Below are 19,438 nucleotides of genomic sequence, written 5' to 3'. Positions count from 1 at the left end.
AAATTTCTCCGAAAATAAAAATGGAATATTGATTAAATTTGGTCACGCAGACTTGTAATTATTTTTGCATATCACCGGCATCAGACCGGCCGTATGCTACCCGTGACGATAGTGGCACCAAATTCGCGCATCAAAGTCTGCACGAAACTGTCGCCCTGTATGGATTTTTCTGCCTGTTGCTGGCGCACTTCACGCTCAGCCACAGCCTGTGCGTTGGCAGTATGCTCAACGGCACCTATCTCGGTTTCTACCCGTATGGTTTTTTCAAAACGTTCAGACAAGGCCGCGCTAAGTTTTTCTACACTGCCTGAAGACAAGAGTGTAGACAAAGGCAGGCGCAAACGGAATACATGGGCATTGCCGTCTTGCTTGCAACTGACCAGTTCACTTTGCTGTGTCATTTGCTGGGCTACACCGCGTACTGGCAAGCTGGCTGCCAGAGAAGGCCAATGACCATCCCAGTTCAACTCAGGAACTGGCGCATTCGCGATCAGACGGTCTGCATTCAGGGTAATTGACTCCCTGGGCTTGACCACTTCTGCAGCGGCAGCTTGCGGCTCCTGATCAGCAGTTGCGACAAATGCAGCAGCATCTGCAAGCACAGCGACTTCAACGGGCGCGCCTTGTTCCTGCACTACAGCGGGAGCAAGAGCAGGAGTCATCACTCGTGGCGGCATCGCCGGTTTTGCAGGCTCTGCATCGAAGAACATTTCTTCATCCCAGGGCGGCGGCATATCATCCATACCCATGGATTGCATATCCTGCTCGGCAATCAAAGGTGCGGGTGCAGACACAGGCTGGGCAGGCTTGACTAACGGCTGCGCCGATGGTGGAGCTACTTTGACTGACGGTGTTGCGACAGGAGTAACGGGTCTGACCGGGGCGACGGGCGAGACTGGAGCAACTGGGGACACAGGAGCCACAGGTGCAATTGCCGCTTTGATTTCTGGTGCCGTTTCGGCTGATGCAGTTTTTCCTGCTGGCGTACCATTCTTGGTATTTGCGCGTGCAGCAGCCAGGGCCGCCAGTACCGGGCTGACACGTGCGCCAGCAGCAGGCGCAGTTGCGAGTGTTGCGGGTGTCCCGGCATTATCCTGTACAACCGGTTTCGGCACTTCTGCCGGAGCGCGTGCTGGCATTGCTGCCGACACTACATTTGCGACAGGTGCAGTGTTAGCAGTACCAACACTATTACTTGATGAAGCCGCAGGACTGGAAACAGGGCTGGAACGCACAGGACTTTGTGCCGACGCAGCATTGTTCGCATTATTGACTGGCAAAGCCGGACGCCCACCAGCCGGTGGCGTACTGGAAGGCGGCTGCGCCCATTGCTCACCACTGACAGGCTTGAACGCCAGCATGCGCAACAGCGTCATGCTGAAGCCTGCATATTCATCAGGAGCAAGTGCCAGCTCATTACGGCCATGCACGGCAATTTGATAAAACAGTTGCACTTCTTCTTTGGCGAAACTCTGCGCCAGGCGCAAGACCTGTTCACGCTCAGGAATATCTTCTGCCACGGCAGCTGGCACCATTTGCGCCACGGCGATCTGGTGCAGCAAACTGCCCAGGTCCTGCAGGGCAGCCTTGTAAGACAGGCTGCGTGCGGCCATTTCGTCGGCAACATCCAGCAAGGCTTTGCCATCCTGGGCCAGCAAGGCATCCAGCAAACGTATCAGGTAAGACTGATCCAGCGCACCCAGCATACCTTGCACCGCATCGAGGCTGACTTTGCCAGCGGCATAGGCAATTGCCTGATCAGTCAGCGACAAGGCATCGCGCATGGAGCCATGGGCACCCTGAGCCAGCAAACGCAAGGCAGGCAATTCAAATTCGATTTGCTCTTGCCCCAGGATGTTTTCCAGATGGCCAACTATATGCCCAGGCGGCATTTGCTTGAGATTGAATTGCAGACAGCGTGACAAGACCGTGACAGGGATTTTCTGCGGGTCTGTCGTTGCCAGAATGAATTTGACGTGCTCAGGCGGCTCTTCCAGCGTTTTCAACATCGCGTTGAAAGCGTGGTTGGTCAGCATGTGCACCTCGTCTATCATATAGACTTTAAAGCGCGCATTGGACGGCGCATAAATCGCCTGCTCAAGCAGCGAGGCCATTTCATCGACACCGCGATTAGAAGCGGCATCCATTTCTATATAGTCAACAAAGCGCCCGGCATCAATTGCCGTACAGGCTTCGCAAACACCGCAAGGATGAGCAGTAATGCCAGTCTCACAGTTAAAGGATTTGGCAAGGATACGTGACAGCGTCGTCTTGCCGACACCTCGGGTACCGGTAAACAAATAGGCGTGATGCAGCCGCTGCTGCTCTAGCGCATGCGATAAGGCACGGACCACGTGCTCTTGCCCCACCAGAGTTTCAAAACTCTTGGGGCGATATTTTCGGGCGAGGACTTGATAGGACATCCCTCGATTTTACCTTATTCGGACGCTCTGATCAGTGATTTGCAGATATCCCAACACCAAGTTTTTCATCTGAGCAAGAAATTCAGGCTCTTGCAGGCTTTGCGGCGACAACATCAGGGTCTGGTACAAGACACCGTAGACAGCCGCATGGACTATCGCCGGGCTGGTATTTGGGTAAGCTGCACGGTCTGAGCTTGCCGCAAAAGCAGATTCCCAGATATCAACAACCTGCCCGTACAAGGCGCTATAGGCCTCCATATTGGAAATCTGCCGCTCCAGGAAGATCAGGGCAGACCACTCCTCGGTCTTGTCTGCATGCAAAAGAATAATGCGCTCCAGCAGATCCGTGACGATGTCTTGCAAGGGCTGACCATGTTGCAACGCCACCCAGATGCGCATCTGGGCACCGATATTCTTCATGCGCTCATGGATGCAATGGGCCGCTATCGATTTCTTGCCAGGAAAGTATTCATACAAGGTGCCCAGGCCCACGCCAGCAACCAGGGCGATATCGCGCATGGTCAGATCGGCATAGCTTTTCTCGACCAAAAGCCGAACAAAGGCATCAAGGATTGCCAATTGTGTCATTTTAGAGCGTTGCTGCACTGGCTTGCGGCGTAATTTCAAAGGGCTGGCAGTCTCGCTCATGGTGTTTCTTGTTTTATAAGTTCAGGTACTTGGGGGAATGCTAAAAGGCGAACATCTTGATTACTTCATCAGACTACACTATTCATCTGGCTTACCTATTTAGCTTACCCATATCAATGAGGCACCTATGCAGTGGCAAACCCATGATATAAGCAATCAGGTCGCAGACCTGCAAGATTACAATATTTTCACTAGTGATGCCGTTCTAATGACCAGCCTGGCGCAGTATCAGGCGGACTGGTATCAAAACACCTTGACAGAATCTGGACTGGAGTTGGGCAGCAGCGCTGTGCTGGAAGCTGCCGCGCTGGCCAATACGCATTTGCCAGAACTGCATACCCATGACAGACAGGGCAAGCGCATAGACAGGGTCAATTTTCACCCAAGCTGGCATCAGTTATTGGGCATATTACGTAAACAAGGCTTGCATGCCAGCCCCTGGAGTCAACCGCGCATGGGTGCACATGTAGCCCGTGCAGCAGGTTATTTCATGCAGTCACAGGTAGAGTCTGGCTCCCTGTGCCCCAGCACCATGACTTTTGCCTCCATCCCCGTGCTGCAAAACGAAGCTGCCTTGTTCGCAGAACTCAAAGACAAGCTGTATTCGCTGGAACATGATCCGCGTGATTTGCCCATAGCCCAGAAAAAATCCATCCTGATCGGCATGGGCATGACAGAAAAACAGGGCGGCTCGGATGTGCGCACCAATACCACCATGGCTGTGGCACTGGGTGCCGAGGGACGAGGCCAGGGCTATGCACTCACCGGCCACAAATGGTTTTTCTCAGCCCCCATGTGTGATGCGCATCTGGTCCTGGCCAAAACCGAAATTGGCTTATCCTGTTTCTTTGTGCCACGCTGGCGTCCTGACGGCAGCAAGAATTCTGTCCTGGTACAAAGATTGAAAGACAAACTGGGTAATAAGTCCAACTCCAGCAGCGAAGTCGAATTCCAGGATGCTTATGGCGTCATGGTAGGCAATGAAGGCCGGGGCATACCAACCATCATAGAAATGGCCAACCTGACCCGGCTGGATTGCGTCATTGGTAGCGCAGGCCTCATGCGGCAGGCACTGGTGCAAGCCATCCATCATGCACGCCACCGCACGGCTTTCGGCAAGAAGCTGGCAGATCAACCTTTAATGCGTAATGTACTGGCTGACCTGGCACTGGAAAGTGAGGCAGCAACCCGCCTTATGCTGCATCTGGCAGCCGCACTGGATGCCCCTGATGACGCCTTGCAACGCGCCTGGAAACGCATCATGACGCCGGCGGCAAAATTCTGGATATGCAAGCGTGCGCTGGAATTTACTGGTGAATGCATGGAAGTCTGGGGTGGCAACGGTTATGTCGAGACTGGCCCCATGGCCAGGTTATATCGCGAAGCGCCCGTCAACTCCATCTGGGAAGGCTCAGGCAATGTCATGTGCCTGGATGTTTTGCGTGCGATGGAAAGAGACCCGGAAGGCCTGCAATTGCTGCTGCAATTATGGAGTAGTTCAGCATCTGAGCAAGTCAGACAGATAGTGGTGGAATTACAAAAAGACCTGGCACCAACAGAATTCAGGGAAATGAATGCCCGCCGTATTACCCAGAAACTGGTACTGACAGCACAGGCTTTTCTGATGGCAGAATATGCCGAAGAAGATATCGGCCTCGCCTTTGTACAAAGCCGAGCAGATGCTGAATGTGGTCGTGTATATGGAAGCTTGCATGGACAGGCGACGAGCGCTTTGCTGGACCGCATTATTAGCCGCTCATTTATTTACTAAAAAAATCCATTCACTTGAGGCTGCCAGACATTACTCAGTTTGCGCAGCCTGTTTCAATTCCCTTGCATTTTCCCTCTCCAGGAAAAGACGATCCCGGCTGCGCAACTCTTCCCTGAGCGCAGCCACTTCTCTGCTCAAGTGGCGTATATCAGCATGCAGCTGCTTTTCCAGATTCGCTTCTTCTTCCTCCACAAACAAGGCAGCAATATTGGCTGTTACGATGGAAAACATGGCGTAACCAAGCAAAACAATGAAGACGGCAAATATCTTGGACGCGGGTGTAGATGGAACGATGTCCCCATAACCCACGGTAGCTATCGTCGTAAAAGCCAGCCAGACACCATTTGCATAGCTATGCACATTGGGTTCCAGCCAGTAAAACCCGGCACCTGCGGAACTTAGCATCAGCAAGGCCAGCACTATCATTTGCACCAGATGACTGGGTTTCATGTGCTGCAAAACCAGGGTCGCAAGACGCAGCAGAATGACGGCTACCAGCGCCAGACGCAGCAGCCATTCCAGCGTGCCCCAGGCCTCTCCGGTAAAAATGACGCTCAGCAGGCAAGCAGCGATAATCACGCCATCCAGTGCCAGCTTGCCACTACGCCTTTTTTGATTCCTGTTCTTTTGCCATTGCAGACCAGTATCGACCAGCATCAACAAAGCTGAGGCCGCGTACAGACTGCGCCCGGCCAGTTCGGTGATGTCAGTAGTACCACCCAGCACCAGATAAAATGCCGGAATGGTCAGCAGCAAACCCGCCAATAACAAGGGACGGGTAAACCAGGTCCAGAAGCGTTGAGTCACTGGAAATTTCATTGTATTTTCACCAAAAATCTCATCAAGACAAACACGCGACAGCATCTTTGGAATCTGAATCCTGCTTTATCGCTTTTGGCAATCATCAATGGAAAAATTTGAGCACATCTTGCGATGGCGCAAGTTTTATAGAAAATCGAAGAATAGGCGGAAGAAATTGCGGTAAAAAAATCAAGAAGGCAAGTAAAGCCATGCCATAAAATAAAAGCCGCTTGCCTTAAAGGCAAAGCGGCTTTTATGCTTTCACAAGCAGTTTGGAATGCTGCGATTTTAGAAAGCAGCGATTCCAGTCTGAGCACGGCCCAGTATCAGCGCGTGGATATCGTGCGTACCTTCATAGGTGTTGACGACTTCCAGATTCACCAGATGGCGGGCAATGCCAAACTCATCAGAAATACCATTACCACCCAGCATATCGCGTGCAGTGCGGGCGATATCCAGGGACTTGCCGCAAGAATTACGCTTCATGATAGACGTGATTTCAACGGCAGCCGTACCTTCATCCTTCATACGGCCCAGACGCAAACAACCTTGCAGGGCCAGCGTGATTTCTGTCTGCATGTCTGCCAGTTTTTTCTGTACCAACTGATTTGCTGCCAGTGGGCGACCGAATTGCAGGCGATCCATGGTGTATTGACGTGCTGTATGCCAGCAGAATTCTGCCGCACCCAATGCACCCCAGGCGATACCATAACGGGCAGAGTTCAGGCAAGTGAACGGGCCTTTCAGGCCTTCTACATTTGGCATCAGGTTTTCTTCTGGCACGAATACTTCATCCATGACGATTTCGCCAGTGATGGAAGCACGCAAGCCGACCTTGCCGTGAATGGCCGGTGCGCTCAGGCCTTTCCAGCCTTTTTCCAGGATAAAGCCTCGGATACGGCCATCATCTGTTTTTGCCCAGACCACAAAGACATCAGCGATAGGACTATTCGTGATCCACATCTTCGCGCCACTCAGGGAATAACCACCCGGCACAGTCTTGGCACGGGTCACCATGCTGCCGGGGTCAGAACCATGGTTAGGCTCAGTCAGGCCAAAGCAGCCTATCCATTCACCCGTCGCCAGCTTGGGCAGGTATTTTTGTTTTTGTGCTTCGCTACCAAATTCATTGATAGGTACCATGACCAGCGAGCTTTGCACGCTCATCATAGAACGGTAACCAGAATCAACGCGCTCTACTTCGCGTGCTACCAGGCCATAGCAGACATAGTTCAAGCCAGCACCACCGTATTGCGTAGGGATCATGGAACCCAGTAAACCAAGCTCACCCATTTCACGGAAAATGGCCGGATCTGTTTTTTCATGACGGAAAGCTTCCAGTACCCTTGGCGTCAGTTTTTCTTCGCAATAAACACGTGCTGCATCCTGCACCATGCGCTCTTCATCGCTGAGTTGCGAGGACAATAACAAGGGATCTTCCCAACTAAATACAGCCTTGGCCATCTGTTTCTCCTGATTTGAATATGTACCGTTATATATTTATTTGCATGCCACTTTTCTACAACAAGAAGTGACATGTCATGATTTATGCGGTCTTAACTACTTACCTGACTCGGCAAATGCAGCAAGGATAAACCCAGTTGCGCCCTGCGTACCAGCCAGGGGCTGGGGCGATAGCGCGGGTCGCCAGTGCTGACATACAAGTTCCGCAAAACCAATAGTATACGCGAAGTGCCGAGTTTGTCGCCCCAAGCCAACGGGCCTGCCGGATAAGCGAGGCCTAATACCACTGCCTTGTCCAGGTCTTGCGGACTGCATATGCCTTGCTGGGCTATGTCGCTGGCAATATTGATGATGGTCGCCAATATGCGCTGAACCACGAAACCGGCACTATCCTGTATCAGGCTGACGCCCTGCCCGCTTTTTTGGAGCAGGGATTGGCATTGTGCTGCCAGGTTTGCATCTGTAGCGGGATTCATCATCAGGCTCAGATGCCCCTGGCAAGCAGTCAGTGCGTCTATGCCAAAGGTGCGACGTGCATCCAGCCCGGCTCTTGCTACACAGGTGCTGACATCTTCGCCATAAGGGCTGACTATGCACAGCGCGCCTGCAGATGGCTGCTCACCATTTTCGATAGTAACGCCGCAACGCTCAAACAAGGCAAGCAGTGCTGGCACTGCGTCCACGTTTTCCTGACTGATCCAAACTGGCCCTGTCCAGGCAGGCTGTTGCTCAGGAACCGCCGGTACATCCAGGTTGCCGCTATAAGAATAAAAACCGCGCCCGGTCTTGCGACCCAGCACACCTGCATGTACCCGCTGCGCAGTGATGACACTGGGGCGATAACGTGGCTCTTCATAATACTGATGATAAATCGCCTCCATGACCGGGTGAGATACATCCAGCCCGGTCAGGTCCAGCAATTCAAACGGGCCAAGCTTGAAACCTGCTGCCTCACGCATGATCTGATCTATCTGACGGAAGCTGGCAACATTTTCCTGCAATATCCGCAGGGCTTCCGTGCCATAACCACGGCCTGCATGGTTGACGATAAAGCCAGGTGTATCTTTGGCGCGCACAGGCAAGTGCCCGGTCTGTGTGGAAAACGCCATGAGTTGCTCTGAGACCGCAGCATCGGTCAGCAAACCATCGATGACTTCCACGACCTTCATCAGTGGGACAGGATTAAAGAAATGCAGCCCCGCGACACGCTCAGGTATTTTTGTGCCAGCCGCAATAGCGGTCACTGACAAAGACGAAGTATTGGTCGCCAGTATGCAAGTGTCGCTGACGATGCCATCCAATTGCTGGAACAAGGCACGCTTGACTTCCAGCTTTTCAACAATTGCCTCTACGACCAGATCGCATTTGGCCAATTCCTGCATGCTATTGACGACTTGCAGGTTTCCCACAGCGCGCTGATATTGTTCTGCACTGAGCTTTTCCTTGCTCAGCATTTTTTGCCATTGCTCGGCTATCAACTGGCTGGCTTTGCTGGCGGCATCTGCCTGCACATCAAACAAGAGCACGGTAAAACCTGCCTGTGCCGCAATCTGGGCGATACCCCGGCCCATGGCACCGGCACCGACGATGCCAACGGCGCCAACAACAGCAATACTGGTCTTCATATTTACTCCGGCACGATGGCTGTGACTTCTATTTCTACCCTGGCTCTGTCTTCTATCAAGCCTGCCACCTGTACCGCAGTCATGGTTGGGTAATGGCGGCCTATGATATCGCGGTAAGCTTCGCCAACTTCTTTGTAGGCACCTACATATTCTTTTTTATCGATGACATACCAGGTCATGCGCACGATATGCTCGGGTCTGGCGTTTGCCTCTGTCAATACTTCAACGATATTCTGCAATGCCTGTCTTACCTGGCCTGCAAAATCATCGGTCTGAAAGGCGCATTGCGCATCCCAGCCCACCATGCCACTGACGCACACAGTGCGGCCACTGGCAGAAATGCCATTCGAATAACCACGTGGTCTGGCCCAGCCTGGAGGTTGCAAAATGTCCATCATCTATCCTTTCATTGATGACTATTCAGCCCCTAAAGTCTGAAAAGTCCATTATATCTATCTTATATTTTGCAGTACTTCTGCATGGCAGTACTCAGTTCATCTGATATGGCTATAGATTTGCGCAATTTCAAATCCATCATGACCAGCACCAACTTCGCTTTCAGGCGCATATCCTGTTGTGGTCCGCGAAAGCAAATTTGCAGTTCGACTGAACTCTTTCCCAGCTTCGTCACGACCAATTCTGCCAGCAAGCTTTCACCCAGTTCTGTCGGTTTAATAAAATCGGTTTCCAGATGCACGGTGGGCAGGCCTATGCCGCGTGCAATATGCATTTCATGAAAACTGCAAGCCAGACCTTGCGCGCACCAGTCTTCTACCACACCATTCATCATTTCAAAATAACGCGGATAAAACACGATGCCTGCCGGATCGCAGTGAGCAAAGCGTATGGGCAACTCAGCCGTAAAAATCATGCGGAAGCAAACTCTTTCAGCAATTCACGACCTATGATCAGTTGCTGCACTTCGGTCGCACCTTCATAAATACGCAGGGAACGAATTTCACGATACAGTCGCTCTACTGGCACTTCTGAAACCACACCCAGGCCACCAAACATCTGCACCGCTGCATCTATCACTTGCTGCGCACCTTCAGTCGCAGTCAGTTTGGCCATGGCAGCTTCTTTGGTGACTTTCCTGCCCTGGTCTCTTTGCCAGGCAGCACGGTAAATCAGCAGTGCTGAGCTGTCTATGGTCGTAGCCATCTGCGCCAGCTTGGCCTGCGTCAGTTGAAAATCAGCCAGGGTCTGGCCAAACATCTTGCGTGTTGTTACTCTGTGCATGGCTTCATCCATGGCACGACGGGCAAAGCCAAGTGCAGCGCCAGCGACGGAGGTACGGAAGATATCCAGCGTCGCCATCGCTACCTTGAAGCCCTGTCCTGCCTCACCCAGGCGCTGCGTAACCGCGATGCGACAATTAGTAAACTTCAGGCGTGCCAGCGGATGTGGTGCAATCACATCGATACGTTCGGCAATGTCAAAACCGGGCAAACCAGCATCAACGATAAAGGCAGTAATGCCACGCGCACCAGGTGCTTCGCCAGTGCGAGCGAACAAGACATAGAAATCAGCAATGCCACCATTGGAAATCCAGGTTTTCTCGCCATTCAATACATAATGACCACCATCTGCATCAACAACAAATTCTGCCGCGCATTGCATGGCCGCCACATCAGAGCCAGCTTCAGGCTCAGACAAGGCAAAGGCAGCAATCGCCTCACCTTTGGCGACTTTGCTCAGATAATTTTGCTTTTGTACTTCTGTGCCATGCAAGCTGATCGCGCCAGAACCCAGCCCTTGCATGGCAAAGGCAAAATCTGCCAGACCAGAATGACGGGCCAGGGTTTCGCGTATCAGGCAAATGGCGCGGGTATCGATGACATCAGCATTGCCGCCATAAGCACTGCCACCTATGGCATTCCTGAGCCAGCCAGCCGCACCGAGTTGTTTGACGAGATCACGGCAAGCCTGATCGACATCTGCTGCATGATGATCAGGCAGATTCTCAGCAGACCAGGCATCCAGCGTGCGTTGCAACTCACGGTGTTTATCATCAAAGAAGGGCCAGTCCAGATAACTGGTATCAGACATGATATGTGTCATGCTCAATCCCCTTCAAAGACAGGTTTTTGTTTGGCAACAAAGGCATGGTAGGCACGATGAAAGTCATTGGTCATCATGCATATCGCCTGTGCCTGTGCTTCTGCTTCTATGGCTTCATCAACGCCCATATTCCATTCCTGTTGCAGCATTTTCTTGGTCATGCCGTGGGCAAAGTTCGGGCCTTCGGCCAAGTTTTTTGCATAAATCTGCGCTTCTGACAGCACATCTTCCGGGGTTGCCAGACGATTGAAGAAGCCCCAGCGCTCTGCCTCTTCACCCGACATGGAACGTCCGGTATACAACAAATCCGAAGCACGCCCCTGCCCTATGATGCGCGGCAAAATGGAGCAAGCCCCCATATCACAACCAGCCAGGCCAACGCGGGTGAACAGGAAGGCAGTCTTGCTACGTGCCGTGCCTATGCGTATGTCAGAAGACAGTGCGAGGATGGCACCTGCACCAGCGCAAACACCGTCAATCGCAGCAATAATCGGCTGCGGGCAGGCGCGCATGGCTTTTACAAGATCACCCGTCATACGAGTAAAACTCAACAAGCCAGGCATGTCGAGTTTGGTCAAGGGACCAATGATTTCATGCACATCACCACCAGAACAAAAATTTTCACCCGCGCCAGTAATGACAATTGCCTTGACATCATCACCATACGACAAAGTGCGGAACAGATCGCGCAACTCAGCATACGAATCAAAGGTCAGCGGGTTTTTGCGTTCTGGCCGGTTCAGGGTGATGGTGGCAACGCCAGCATCCACTGCATAAGTAAAATGCTGTGCTGTATAGTTTGCCAGTTGCTGGCGATTGCCAGGTAAATCCTGCGGTTGTCCGGGTAGGTATTTCATGTGGATTCTTCCTGCAAAGGTTTGTTGTCCAAGCCACAATCAGTGCCCGGCTCATGCAAATGCGTTTTCACTTGCGACAATAATTCAAATAATTTGCTTTTTTGTTCAGACTGTAAACCGGAAAACATATCGGCTATCCACTCTTCATGCACCGCTGCCATGCGTTTGAAGGCTCGGCGGCCAGCAGGTGTCAGTTTGACGCTGTAAGCACGCCTGTCTTTGAGATCAGCGACACGGGTCACCAGTTTTTCCTGTTCCAGCTGATCGGTAATGCCGGTGATATTGCCACCAGTGACCATCATGCGCTTGGACAGTTCACCCATGCGCAAGCCTTCGGGATGCCGTTCGAGTTGCGCCATGAGGTCAAAACGCGGCAAGGTGATACCAAATTCGCTACGCAGGCGACTGCGAATTTCACCCTCTATCATCACGGTGCAAGACAACATGCGCAACCACAGGCGCAAGGACTGATGGTCATCTTGCGTCAGACGGGTTTCCATGTCGAACACGGGATTACTGTCTTCTTTCATACCTGCTTTTGTTTGTTCTTCAGATTTCATCACATGACTTCGCCACCGGCTACGGCAATGGATTGCCCATTCATTGCCGATGCACCGTCCATGCACAGCCACAACACCGCATCTGCGACTTCTTGTGGTTGTACCAGGCGCTTTTGCGGGTTACCCGCAGCCAGTTCAGCTTTCGCCTGTTCTTCAGTCCGACCGGTTTTGGCGACGATATTGGCAACAGCTTCTTTCACGATATCGGTTTCGGTGTAACCAGGGCAAACCGCATTCACGGTCACGCCTTTCGCTGCGACTTCCAGCGCCACTGCGCGCGTCAGGCCGATCACACCATGTTTGGCAGCGCAATAGGCAGAGACATAGGCATAACCCTTCAAACCCGCCGTGCTGACCACATTGACGATACGGCCCCAGCCAGCTTCCAGCATCGCAGGCAAAGCCTGCTGCATGCAAATGAAGCTGCCGTTCAGGTTCACGTCCATCATGCTTTGCCACAGTTTGGCATCGGTTTTCAGGAAAGAAGCTGAACTGGCTTGCCCGGCATTATTGACGAGGATGTCGATGCGGCCATCCCTGGTCTGTGCTAGTTGGAAAGCTGCCTGCACCGACTCCACATCGCTGACATCCATTACTACATACTGCACTTTGGCATAGTCCAGAGAGGCCACAGCCTCCTGCAAGGTCGTTTCACTGCGTCCTGCCAGCGTCACGGTCGCCCCTTCGCTGAGCAAGGCTTGTGCTATCGCCAGACCTATGCCTTTGCCGCCACCGGTGACCAGCGCATGCCTGCCTTGTAATTTTTGCGGATGCACAGTCATGCTCATCCTTCCAGCAATTTGGCGGCGACTTGCTGTGGTGTCAGGCCAGCGCTGGCTGCGGCAACCTGCTTGTCACGTTCAAGATTGCGTTCCAGCTGCATTTTTCCGGCGACATATTGCCTGGGCCAGGGCATGTCATTAAAGCCCAGCTTGGCCGCTTCATGCAAGGTCCAGGCAGAATCAGCCAGGTGTGGCCTGGCAATCGCGCACAAGTCAGCACGGCCAGCGGCGATGATGCTGTTTGCATGATCAGCTTCAAAGATCGCACCAACTGCTATAGTGGGTATTTGTGCTTCGTTGCGTATGCGATCAGCAAATGGCGTCTGGAACATGCGGCCATAGACAGGTTTTTCCTGCTTGCTGACCTGGCCGGATGAACAATCTATCATGTCTGCACCCGCTGCCTTGAACAGCCTGGCGATGGCGACTGCATCATCTGGCGTAATACCGCCCTCTACCCAGTCATGCGCAGATATACGCACGGAAATCGGTTTATCTGCAGGCCAGACCTCACGTATGGCTGTAAGCACTTCCAGCGGATAACGGCAACGGTTTTCCAGCGAACCACCGTATTCATCTTCACGCTGATTGGTCAGTGGCGAAATGAAACTTGATAACAGGTAACCGTGAGCGCAATGCAGTTCCAGCCAGTCAAAGCCTGCTTCTGCTGCTGCCCTGGTCGCCTGGACAAAATCATCTTTTATGCGCTGCATATCTGCCACTGTGGCAGCACGCGCAACTTGCGAAATGCCAGACAGGTATTGCTGCTCAGAAGCAGACACCAGTGGCCAGTTGCCTTCTTTCAAAGGCTGATCCGTCCCTTCCCAGGCTACGCAGGTGGAACCTTTGGCACCGGCATGGCCGAGCTGCACGGCAATCTTTGCATCAGTATTTGCATGGACAAAATCGACGATACGCTTCCACGCTTGCGTATGTTCAGGTGCATACAGGCCAGGGCAAGCAGGCGTGATGCGGGCATCGGCAGAGACACAGGTCATCTCAGCAAACACCAGGCCAGCACCACCCATGGCGCGGCTACCCAGATGCACAAGGTGATAATCACCGGCCACGCCATCGACTGCTGAGTATTGCGCCATCGGTGATACGACGATGCGATTTTTCAATATCACATTGCGCAGCTTGTAGGGCGTCAGCATGGGTGGAATCGCTGTTTTTGTTTTGGGCACTGGCAGGCCAGCCCTGGCATACGCCTGTTCTGCTATCCAGTGTTCAAAACTGCGCACATAGTCAGCATCCCTTACCCTCAGGTTTTCATGCGACAGCCGCTGGCTGCGCGTCAGCATGGAATAGGCAAACTGAGGCGCTTCCATGGCGGTATAGCGTTGGACGTTTTCAAACCATTCCATGGAATTGCGGGCAGCACTTTGTATCTTCAAGACTTCTATGGAGCGCAAGTCCTGATAGGCTTCCAGCACCGCATCCATGCCTTGCCCACCATGTTTTTCGAAACTGCGCGCCAGTTCTATGGCATCTTCCAAAGCCAGCTTGGTGCCTGAGCCTATGGAAAAATGCGCAGTATGAGCGGCATCGCCCATCAAAACCACAGGCACACGCTTGCCATTCAATTGATTCCAGTGCACCCAGTTCTTGCAAATGATGCGCGGGAACTTGATCCAGTTGGCAGAACCGCGCAAATGCGTGGCATTTGACATTAGGGCATTGCCATCGAGATATTTGGCGAACAGGTTTTCACAAAAAGCGATGGCTTCTTCCTGGCTCATTTTATCTATGCCAGCCTTGAGCCAGGTTTCTTCCGGGGTCTCGACAATAAAGGTCGCCGTATCGCCATCATATTGATAGGCATGCGCCTGGAACCAGCCATGCTCGGTTTCTTCAAAGGCAAAGGTAAAAGCCGAGAACAGTTTTTTGGTGCCCAGCCAGACGAAACGGCATTTGCGCGTATCAATATCGGGTTGATAGCTTTGCTCATAACGGGTGCGCACGCGGCTGTTCAAGCCATCGCAGGCGATGACGAGGTCGGCATCATATTCCAGCGCCAGTGCCTGGTCGTCTGTCACATCAGTTTCAAAGACCAGCCTGACATCCAGCTCTTCGCAACGCTCTTGCAGGATATTCAGCAAACGCTTGCGGCCTATGCCGCAAAAACCGTGACCACCAGAGGTAACAACCTGACCCTTGAAATGGGTATCAATATCATCCCAGTGATTGAAAGACTGCAAGATGGAACGGGCAGTCTGTTCATCCGCATTGACCAGGTTACCCAGGGTCTGGTCAGAAAACACCACGCCCCAGCCAAAGGTATCGTAAGCGCGATTGCGTTCGACGATGGTGATCTGGTGCGCAGGGTTTTGCTTTTTCATCAGCAGGCTGAAGTAAAGACCAGCCGGACCACCGCCTATGCATAGGATGTTCATTAAATTACCTTGGAAATAAATTTTTTACTTGAGCTATCACTGTCTTATTGCATTTTGCAAGAGGCGACATAAGCATCGGGGTGATTGGTAAATACAGCACTCAGGGTTTTGTTGGTCACCCTACCCTGAGCATCCTTACTGATGATGCGTGCATAATAATTTTGCACAGGATAGTGATTGCTGTTGAACTTGAAGTCTCCACGCACGGATTTGAAGTTGGCTGCCTTGATGGCTTTGCCCAGAGCGTCCTTGTCTTCTATCTTGCCTTTGACACCTCGCACGGCACTATCCATCAACATGGCAGCATCATAGCCTTGCGATGCATACAACGATGGCAGGCGGCCATATTCTTTCTGGAAGTCGGCTACAAAACGTTTGTTTTGCGGGTTATCCATATCATGCCCCCACTGCGATGCATTGAACATGCCCAGCATGGGTGCACCTACTGCCTTGATAATGTCTTCATCGGCAGAAAAGCCCGGACCAAAGAGTTGGGTATTTTTGGATAAACCGGCATCCACAAATTGCTTGATGAAATTGATGCCCATGCCACCGGGCAGGAAAATATACACGGCATCTGGCTTCAGACCACGTATCTGTGCCAGTTCAGTCGCATAATCAAGCTGTCCCAGTTTGGTATAAATTTCTTCAGCAACCTTGCCCTTGTAATAGCGTTTGAAGCCTGTCAATGCGTCTTTGCCTGCTGGATAATTAGGCGCCACCAAAGCAACATTTTTAAAGCCCTTGTCATTGACCTGTTTGCCGACAGCTTCATGCAGGCTGTCGTTCTGCCAGGCCACGTTAAAGAAATAGGGATTACATTGCTCGCCCGCATATTGCGAAGGACCGGCATTGGCGCTGATGTAATGCACCTTGGCACCGAAAATCGTTGGACCAACTGCCAGCATCAGATTGGAAAACACGATACCGGTCATCAAATCGACCTTGTCTTTCTTGATGAGCTTGTCCACCAACTGCTTGGTCGCGTCCGGGTTTTGCTGGTCATCACCCGTAATGACTTCGACAGGCAAGTTACCGAATTTATTGTCCAGATGTTTCATGGCCAGGGAAAAGCCATCGCGTATATCCACACCCAGTCCAGCGCCGGCACCGGACAAAGTGGTGACCATGCCTACTTTGACTTTGTCTGCGGCAAAAGCACAGTTCGCATTCGTTGCGGCAATACTGGACAACAATAAACACAGCAAGGTCTTTTTCACGAGCGTCTCCTTCGGGTTAATGGGCATGGGCGAATATTTTCAAACGTAATAGTTAGCTGGAGCTGGCAGCAGGCGTACGCAATTTATAGCGCTGTAGTTTTCCGGTTTCTGTTCTCGGCAAACTCGTCATGAATTCTATGGCACGCGGGTACTTGTAGGGCGCAATACTATTCTTGACGAAATCCTGGATTTCCTTACTCAGGTCCGCAGATGCCTGTGCATCAGCTTTTAATACCACAAAAGCTTTGACGATCTGGCCGCGCTCTTCATCAGCCAGGCCTATGACTGCGCATTCAGACACTGAGGGGTGCTTCAGCAAAGCTTCTTCGACCTCAGGCCCTGCGATGTTATAGCCAGCAGAAATAATCATGTCGTCAGTGCGGGCGCGGTACCAGAAATAACCGTCGGCATCCATTTCATAGGCATCACCAGTCAGGTTCCAGCCCTGGTGCACATAATTTTTTTGCCTGTCATCTGCCAGGTAACGGCAGCCTGTCGGCCCCTTGACTGCCAGACGACCAACCACGCCAGGGGCCGCCATGTCGCCATGTTCATCAAATATGCATGCCTGATAGCCAGGTATGGGCTTGCCGGTTGCCCCTGCCCGCGCCTCATCGCCTGCGGCGGAAATAAAAATATGCAGCATCTCGGTCGCGCCTATGCCATCTATCATGACCAGACCAGTCGCCTGACGCCAGGCTTCACGGGTTGCAGCAGGCAAGGCCTCACCGGCAGAAACAGTTTTCTTGAGACTGGATAAATCAAAATTCTTTGCCAGCGTGGCCATCTGTCGATAAAAGGTAGGCGCTGTAAAACAGACGGTGGCCTTGAATTCGTCTATGGCTTTCAGTAGGAATTCAGGCGTCAGTTTTTCCAGCAAGATTGCCGTTGCACCCACGCGTAAGGGAAACAGCAGCAAACCACCAAGGCCAAAAGTAAACGCCAGTGGTGGCGTGCCTATGAAAATATCGCTTTTTTCAGACTGCAAGGTGGAGCGCGGGAAGCAATCGCAGATCGCCAGCACATCCCTGTGGAAATGCATGGTGCCTTTGGGCATGCCAGTCGTACCAGAAGTAAAACTGATGAGGCAGACATCTTCGGCAAGGGTATCTACAGCGGCAAATTCAGCTGGCTTGCCAGCCATGAGCGCTTCCAGGCCATCATCGCCCTGATGATTGAAGTACATCACCTGCGTCAATATGGGATTGGCTTGCACGGCTAACTCCATCTCTTCACGCAGATTTTCTGAGCAAAGGGCGGCGGCAATTTCCGCCTTGTTCGCGATCACGCCCAATTCTTTGGCGCGCAACAAGGGCATGGTGGGCACGGCTATGCAACCCGCCTTGATGACAGCCAGCACACTGGCAGCCATCATGGGATTATTAGCGCCACGCAACAGCACCCTGTTACCAGGCTGCAAATGCATGTCTTCCAGCAAGACGTGGGAGATACGATTGACGGTAGCCAACAGATGGGAGTAAGTCCAGCTTTCGGTCTGGCTGCGGATGGCAATGCTGTCGGCATGGCCGGTTGCGCACATCTTGTCGAGCAAATCGGCGACACAATTCAGGCGTTCAGGGTATTGCAACTCAGGCAAAGAAAAAATCAGTTCAGGCCATTGCTCGCGCGGTGGCAAGTGATCAAAAGCAAAGGTATCCAGATGGGCAGACCCTGGTAGCACAGTTGAATTCATTTCTTCTCCGGCTTTGGTACACAATGTAGATACAGCAACTCCCGAAAACACCAAACTACTTTAAACCTAAACTATTTTTAGGTAAAGTGTTTTTTCACATCAAAATTCAATTTTTCTCAAAGAAAATATTTTCAATTGCGTCGCTTATAGTATATTTTAGGCCTAAAGTAATTTCACATCTGTACCACCATCAGCATTTAGGGATCAGGGGATGAATATCACGCTTTTGCTTGAACACGGCTTAAATGGCTTGCAGTTTGGCCTCATGCTTTTCCTGCTAGCTGCGGGGCTGACGCTGATCTTTGGCATCATGGACTTCATCAACCTGGCTCACGGCTCCCTGTATATGGCAGGCGCTTATTTCGCCGCCAGCTTTACTGGCATGACAGGTTCTTTCTGGCTGGGCTTGCTGGCAGCGGTGATAGCGACTGCGCTGCTGGGTGTGATACTGGAGGTAGTGGTCTTCCGGCATTTATACCAGCGCGATCATTTGTCCCATGTGCTGGCGACTTTTGCATTGATACTGATCTTTAACGAAGGTGCACGCATGATCTGGGGTGCACAGCCGCTGATGCTGAATATTCCACCGCAGTTGTCACAACCAGTGGAGTTGCTGCCTGACTTTTTTTATTCATCTTTCCGTCTGCTCATCATTGCTACCGGGCTGGCTGTCGCTGGCTTGCTGTATTTTGTGGTCACCAAAACCCGCATAGGCATGTTGGTGAGGGCTGGGGCATCGAACCGTGAAATGGCAGTCACCATGGGTATCAACATCAAGCTGGTGTTCACGCTACTGTTTGCCTTTGGCGCAGCCCTGTGCGCCATCGCTGGTGCGCTACTGGGCTCCATACTTGCAGTACAGGTGGGCATGGGTGAAAGCATCTTGATATTGGCCTTTGTGGTCATTGTTATAGGTGGCATAGGCTCGATACGCGGTGCACTGGTAGGTGCATTGCTGGTGGGGCTGGTTGATACCTTGAGCAAAACCTTGCTACCTGGAGCACTAAAACTATTGATGCCACTGGAGATGGCAGCCAATCTTGGCCCTGCCCTGGCGTCGATACTGATTTACGTATTGATGGCAGCCGTGTTGTTTTACAAACCCCAGGGTCTGTTCCCTGCTCGCGGCTAAATAAC

General features: G+C 52.1%; 16 protein-coding genes. 2 read left to right on the top strand and 14 right to left on the bottom strand.

Features of this window, described 5'->3' with window-relative positions; all coding sequences use genetic code 11:
• Positions 1-80: 80 nt before the first annotated feature.
• A complete protein-coding gene (locus DFR42_RS01250) occupies positions 81-2,423 on the bottom strand; it encodes a DNA polymerase III subunit gamma/tau (RefSeq protein WP_110253134.1) in 2,343 nt (780 codons plus the stop codon).
• A 9-nt stretch (positions 2,424-2,432) separates the two neighbouring features.
• Entirely contained in the window at positions 2,433-3,071 is a 639-nt protein-coding gene (locus DFR42_RS01245) for a TetR/AcrR family transcriptional regulator (RefSeq protein WP_110253133.1), read from the bottom strand.
• Positions 3,072-3,198: 127 nt separating this feature from the next.
• On the opposite strand from DFR42_RS01245, the gene DFR42_RS01240 reads away from it, so the two are divergent.
• A complete protein-coding gene (locus DFR42_RS01240) occupies positions 3,199-4,842 on the top strand; it encodes an isovaleryl-CoA dehydrogenase (protein ID WP_110253132.1) in 1,644 nt (547 codons plus the stop codon).
• 30 nt (positions 4,843-4,872) lie between these two features.
• Here DFR42_RS01240 and DFR42_RS29600 read toward each other — a convergent pair whose 3' ends face one another.
• The 12 genes from DFR42_RS29600 to DFR42_RS01180 all read right to left on the bottom strand — a co-directional run bounded on the left by DFR42_RS29600 (position 4,873) and on the right by DFR42_RS01180 (position 18,301).
• A complete protein-coding gene (locus DFR42_RS29600) occupies positions 4,873-5,661 on the bottom strand; it encodes a potassium channel family protein (protein WP_245936784.1) in 789 nt (262 codons plus the stop codon).
• A 270-nt stretch (positions 5,662-5,931) separates the two neighbouring features.
• Positions 5,932-7,107, bottom strand: a complete 1,176-nt coding sequence (locus DFR42_RS01230) for an acyl-CoA dehydrogenase (protein WP_110253131.1) — start codon at positions 7,105-7,107, stop codon at positions 5,932-5,934.
• Positions 7,108-7,199: 92 nt separating this feature from the next.
• On the bottom strand, positions 7,200-8,732 hold the full coding sequence (locus DFR42_RS01225) for a 3-hydroxyacyl-CoA dehydrogenase (RefSeq protein ID WP_110253130.1): 1,533 nt from the start codon (positions 8,730-8,732) through the stop codon (positions 7,200-7,202).
• A gap of 2 nt (positions 8,733-8,734) precedes the next feature.
• Positions 8,735-9,127 (bottom strand): RidA family protein, encoded by a 393-nt coding sequence (locus DFR42_RS01220; RefSeq protein ID WP_110254181.1) that lies wholly within the window; start codon positions 9,125-9,127, stop codon positions 8,735-8,737.
• Between the two features lie 62 nt (positions 9,128-9,189).
• Complete coding sequence (locus DFR42_RS01215; protein WP_110253129.1) at positions 9,190-9,603, bottom strand: acyl-CoA thioesterase; 414 nt, start codon at positions 9,601-9,603, stop codon at positions 9,190-9,192.
• Positions 9,600-10,781, bottom strand: a complete 1,182-nt coding sequence (locus tag DFR42_RS01210; RefSeq protein WP_110254180.1) for an acyl-CoA dehydrogenase family protein — start codon at positions 10,779-10,781, stop codon at positions 9,600-9,602. The genes DFR42_RS01215 and DFR42_RS01210 overlap by 4 nt, the downstream gene beginning before the upstream one ends.
• A gap of 14 nt (positions 10,782-10,795) precedes the next feature.
• Positions 10,796-11,650 (bottom strand): enoyl-CoA hydratase family protein, encoded by an 855-nt coding sequence (locus DFR42_RS01205; protein WP_110253128.1) that lies wholly within the window; start codon positions 11,648-11,650, stop codon positions 10,796-10,798.
• On the bottom strand, positions 11,647-12,210 hold the full coding sequence (locus DFR42_RS01200) for a MarR family winged helix-turn-helix transcriptional regulator (protein ID WP_110253127.1): 564 nt from the start codon (positions 12,208-12,210) through the stop codon (positions 11,647-11,649). Before DFR42_RS01200 ends, DFR42_RS01205 begins: the two co-directional genes overlap by 4 nt.
• The gene (locus DFR42_RS01195) at positions 12,210-12,992 is read right to left on the bottom strand and encodes an SDR family NAD(P)-dependent oxidoreductase (RefSeq protein WP_425450856.1); all 783 of its coding nucleotides are present in this window, start codon (positions 12,990-12,992) and stop codon (positions 12,210-12,212) included. The genes DFR42_RS01200 and DFR42_RS01195 overlap by 1 nt, the downstream gene beginning before the upstream one ends.
• 2 nt (positions 12,993-12,994) lie before the next feature.
• Complete coding sequence (locus tag DFR42_RS01190) at positions 12,995-15,388, bottom strand: bifunctional salicylyl-CoA 5-hydroxylase/oxidoreductase (RefSeq protein ID WP_110253125.1); 2,394 nt, start codon at positions 15,386-15,388, stop codon at positions 12,995-12,997.
• A 44-nt stretch (positions 15,389-15,432) separates the two neighbouring features.
• Positions 15,433-16,635 carry an ABC transporter substrate-binding protein gene (locus tag DFR42_RS01185; RefSeq protein ID WP_110253124.1) on the bottom strand — a complete coding sequence of 401 codons (1,203 nt, stop codon included), beginning with the start codon at positions 16,633-16,635 and terminating at the stop codon, positions 15,433-15,435.
• A gap of 25 nt (positions 16,636-16,660) precedes the next feature.
• Positions 16,661-18,301, bottom strand: coding sequence for an AMP-binding protein (locus DFR42_RS01180; protein ID WP_110253123.1), 1,641 nt, complete (start codon positions 18,299-18,301; stop codon positions 16,661-16,663).
• Between the two features lie 211 nt (positions 18,302-18,512).
• Between DFR42_RS01180 and DFR42_RS01175 the strand changes: the two genes are divergently transcribed.
• Positions 18,513-19,433, top strand: coding sequence for a branched-chain amino acid ABC transporter permease (locus DFR42_RS01175; RefSeq protein WP_110253122.1), 921 nt, complete (start codon positions 18,513-18,515; stop codon positions 19,431-19,433).
• Positions 19,434-19,438 lie beyond the last annotated feature (5 nt).

Source organism: Undibacterium pigrum, from assembly GCF_003201815.1.
GTDB classification, from domain to species: Bacteria; Pseudomonadota; Gammaproteobacteria; order Burkholderiales; family Burkholderiaceae_D; genus Undibacterium; species Undibacterium pigrum.
Note: the sequence above shows the minus strand (reverse complement) of the source record. Positions and strands in the feature narration are given on the sequence as shown.

Excerpts from the sequence above, each read along its gene's own strand:
- DFR42_RS01250 (WP_110253134.1), bottom strand. The coding sequence starts at position 2,423 with ATGTCCTATCAAGTCCTCGCCCGAAAATATCGCCCCAAGAGTTTTGAA.
- DFR42_RS01245 (WP_110253133.1), bottom strand. The coding sequence starts at position 3,071 with ATGAGCGAGACTGCCAGCCCTTTGAAATTACGCCGCAAGCCAGTGCAG.
- DFR42_RS01240 (WP_110253132.1), top strand. The coding sequence starts at position 3,199 with ATGCAGTGGCAAACCCATGATATAAGCAATCAGGTCGCAGACCTGCAA.
- DFR42_RS29600 (WP_245936784.1), bottom strand. The coding sequence starts at position 5,661 with ATGAAATTTCCAGTGACTCAACGCTTCTGGACCTGGTTTACCCGTCCC.
- DFR42_RS01230 (WP_110253131.1), bottom strand. The coding sequence starts at position 7,107 with ATGGCCAAGGCTGTATTTAGTTGGGAAGATCCCTTGTTATTGTCCTCG.
- DFR42_RS01225 (WP_110253130.1), bottom strand. The coding sequence starts at position 8,732 with ATGAAGACCAGTATTGCTGTTGTTGGCGCCGTTGGCATCGTCGGTGCC.
- DFR42_RS01220 (WP_110254181.1), bottom strand. The coding sequence starts at position 9,127 with ATGGACATTTTGCAACCTCCAGGCTGGGCCAGACCACGTGGTTATTCG.
- DFR42_RS01215 (WP_110253129.1), bottom strand. The coding sequence starts at position 9,603 with ATGATTTTTACGGCTGAGTTGCCCATACGCTTTGCTCACTGCGATCCG.
- DFR42_RS01210 (WP_110254180.1), bottom strand. The coding sequence starts at position 10,781 with ATGTCTGATACCAGTTATCTGGACTGGCCCTTCTTTGATGATAAACAC.
- DFR42_RS01205 (WP_110253128.1), bottom strand. The coding sequence starts at position 11,650 with ATGAAATACCTACCCGGACAACCGCAGGATTTACCTGGCAATCGCCAG.
- DFR42_RS01200 (WP_110253127.1), bottom strand. The coding sequence starts at position 12,210 with ATGAAATCTGAAGAACAAACAAAAGCAGGTATGAAAGAAGACAGTAAT.
- DFR42_RS01195 (WP_425450856.1), bottom strand. The coding sequence starts at position 12,992 with ATGACTGTGCATCCGCAAAAATTACAAGGCAGGCATGCGCTGGTCACC.
- DFR42_RS01190 (WP_110253125.1), bottom strand. The coding sequence starts at position 15,388 with ATGAACATCCTATGCATAGGCGGTGGTCCGGCTGGTCTTTACTTCAGC.
- DFR42_RS01185 (WP_110253124.1), bottom strand. The coding sequence starts at position 16,635 with ATGCCCATTAACCCGAAGGAGACGCTCGTGAAAAAGACCTTGCTGTGT.
- DFR42_RS01180 (WP_110253123.1), bottom strand. The coding sequence starts at position 18,301 with ATGAATTCAACTGTGCTACCAGGGTCTGCCCATCTGGATACCTTTGCT.
- DFR42_RS01175 (WP_110253122.1), top strand. The coding sequence starts at position 18,513 with ATGAATATCACGCTTTTGCTTGAACACGGCTTAAATGGCTTGCAGTTT.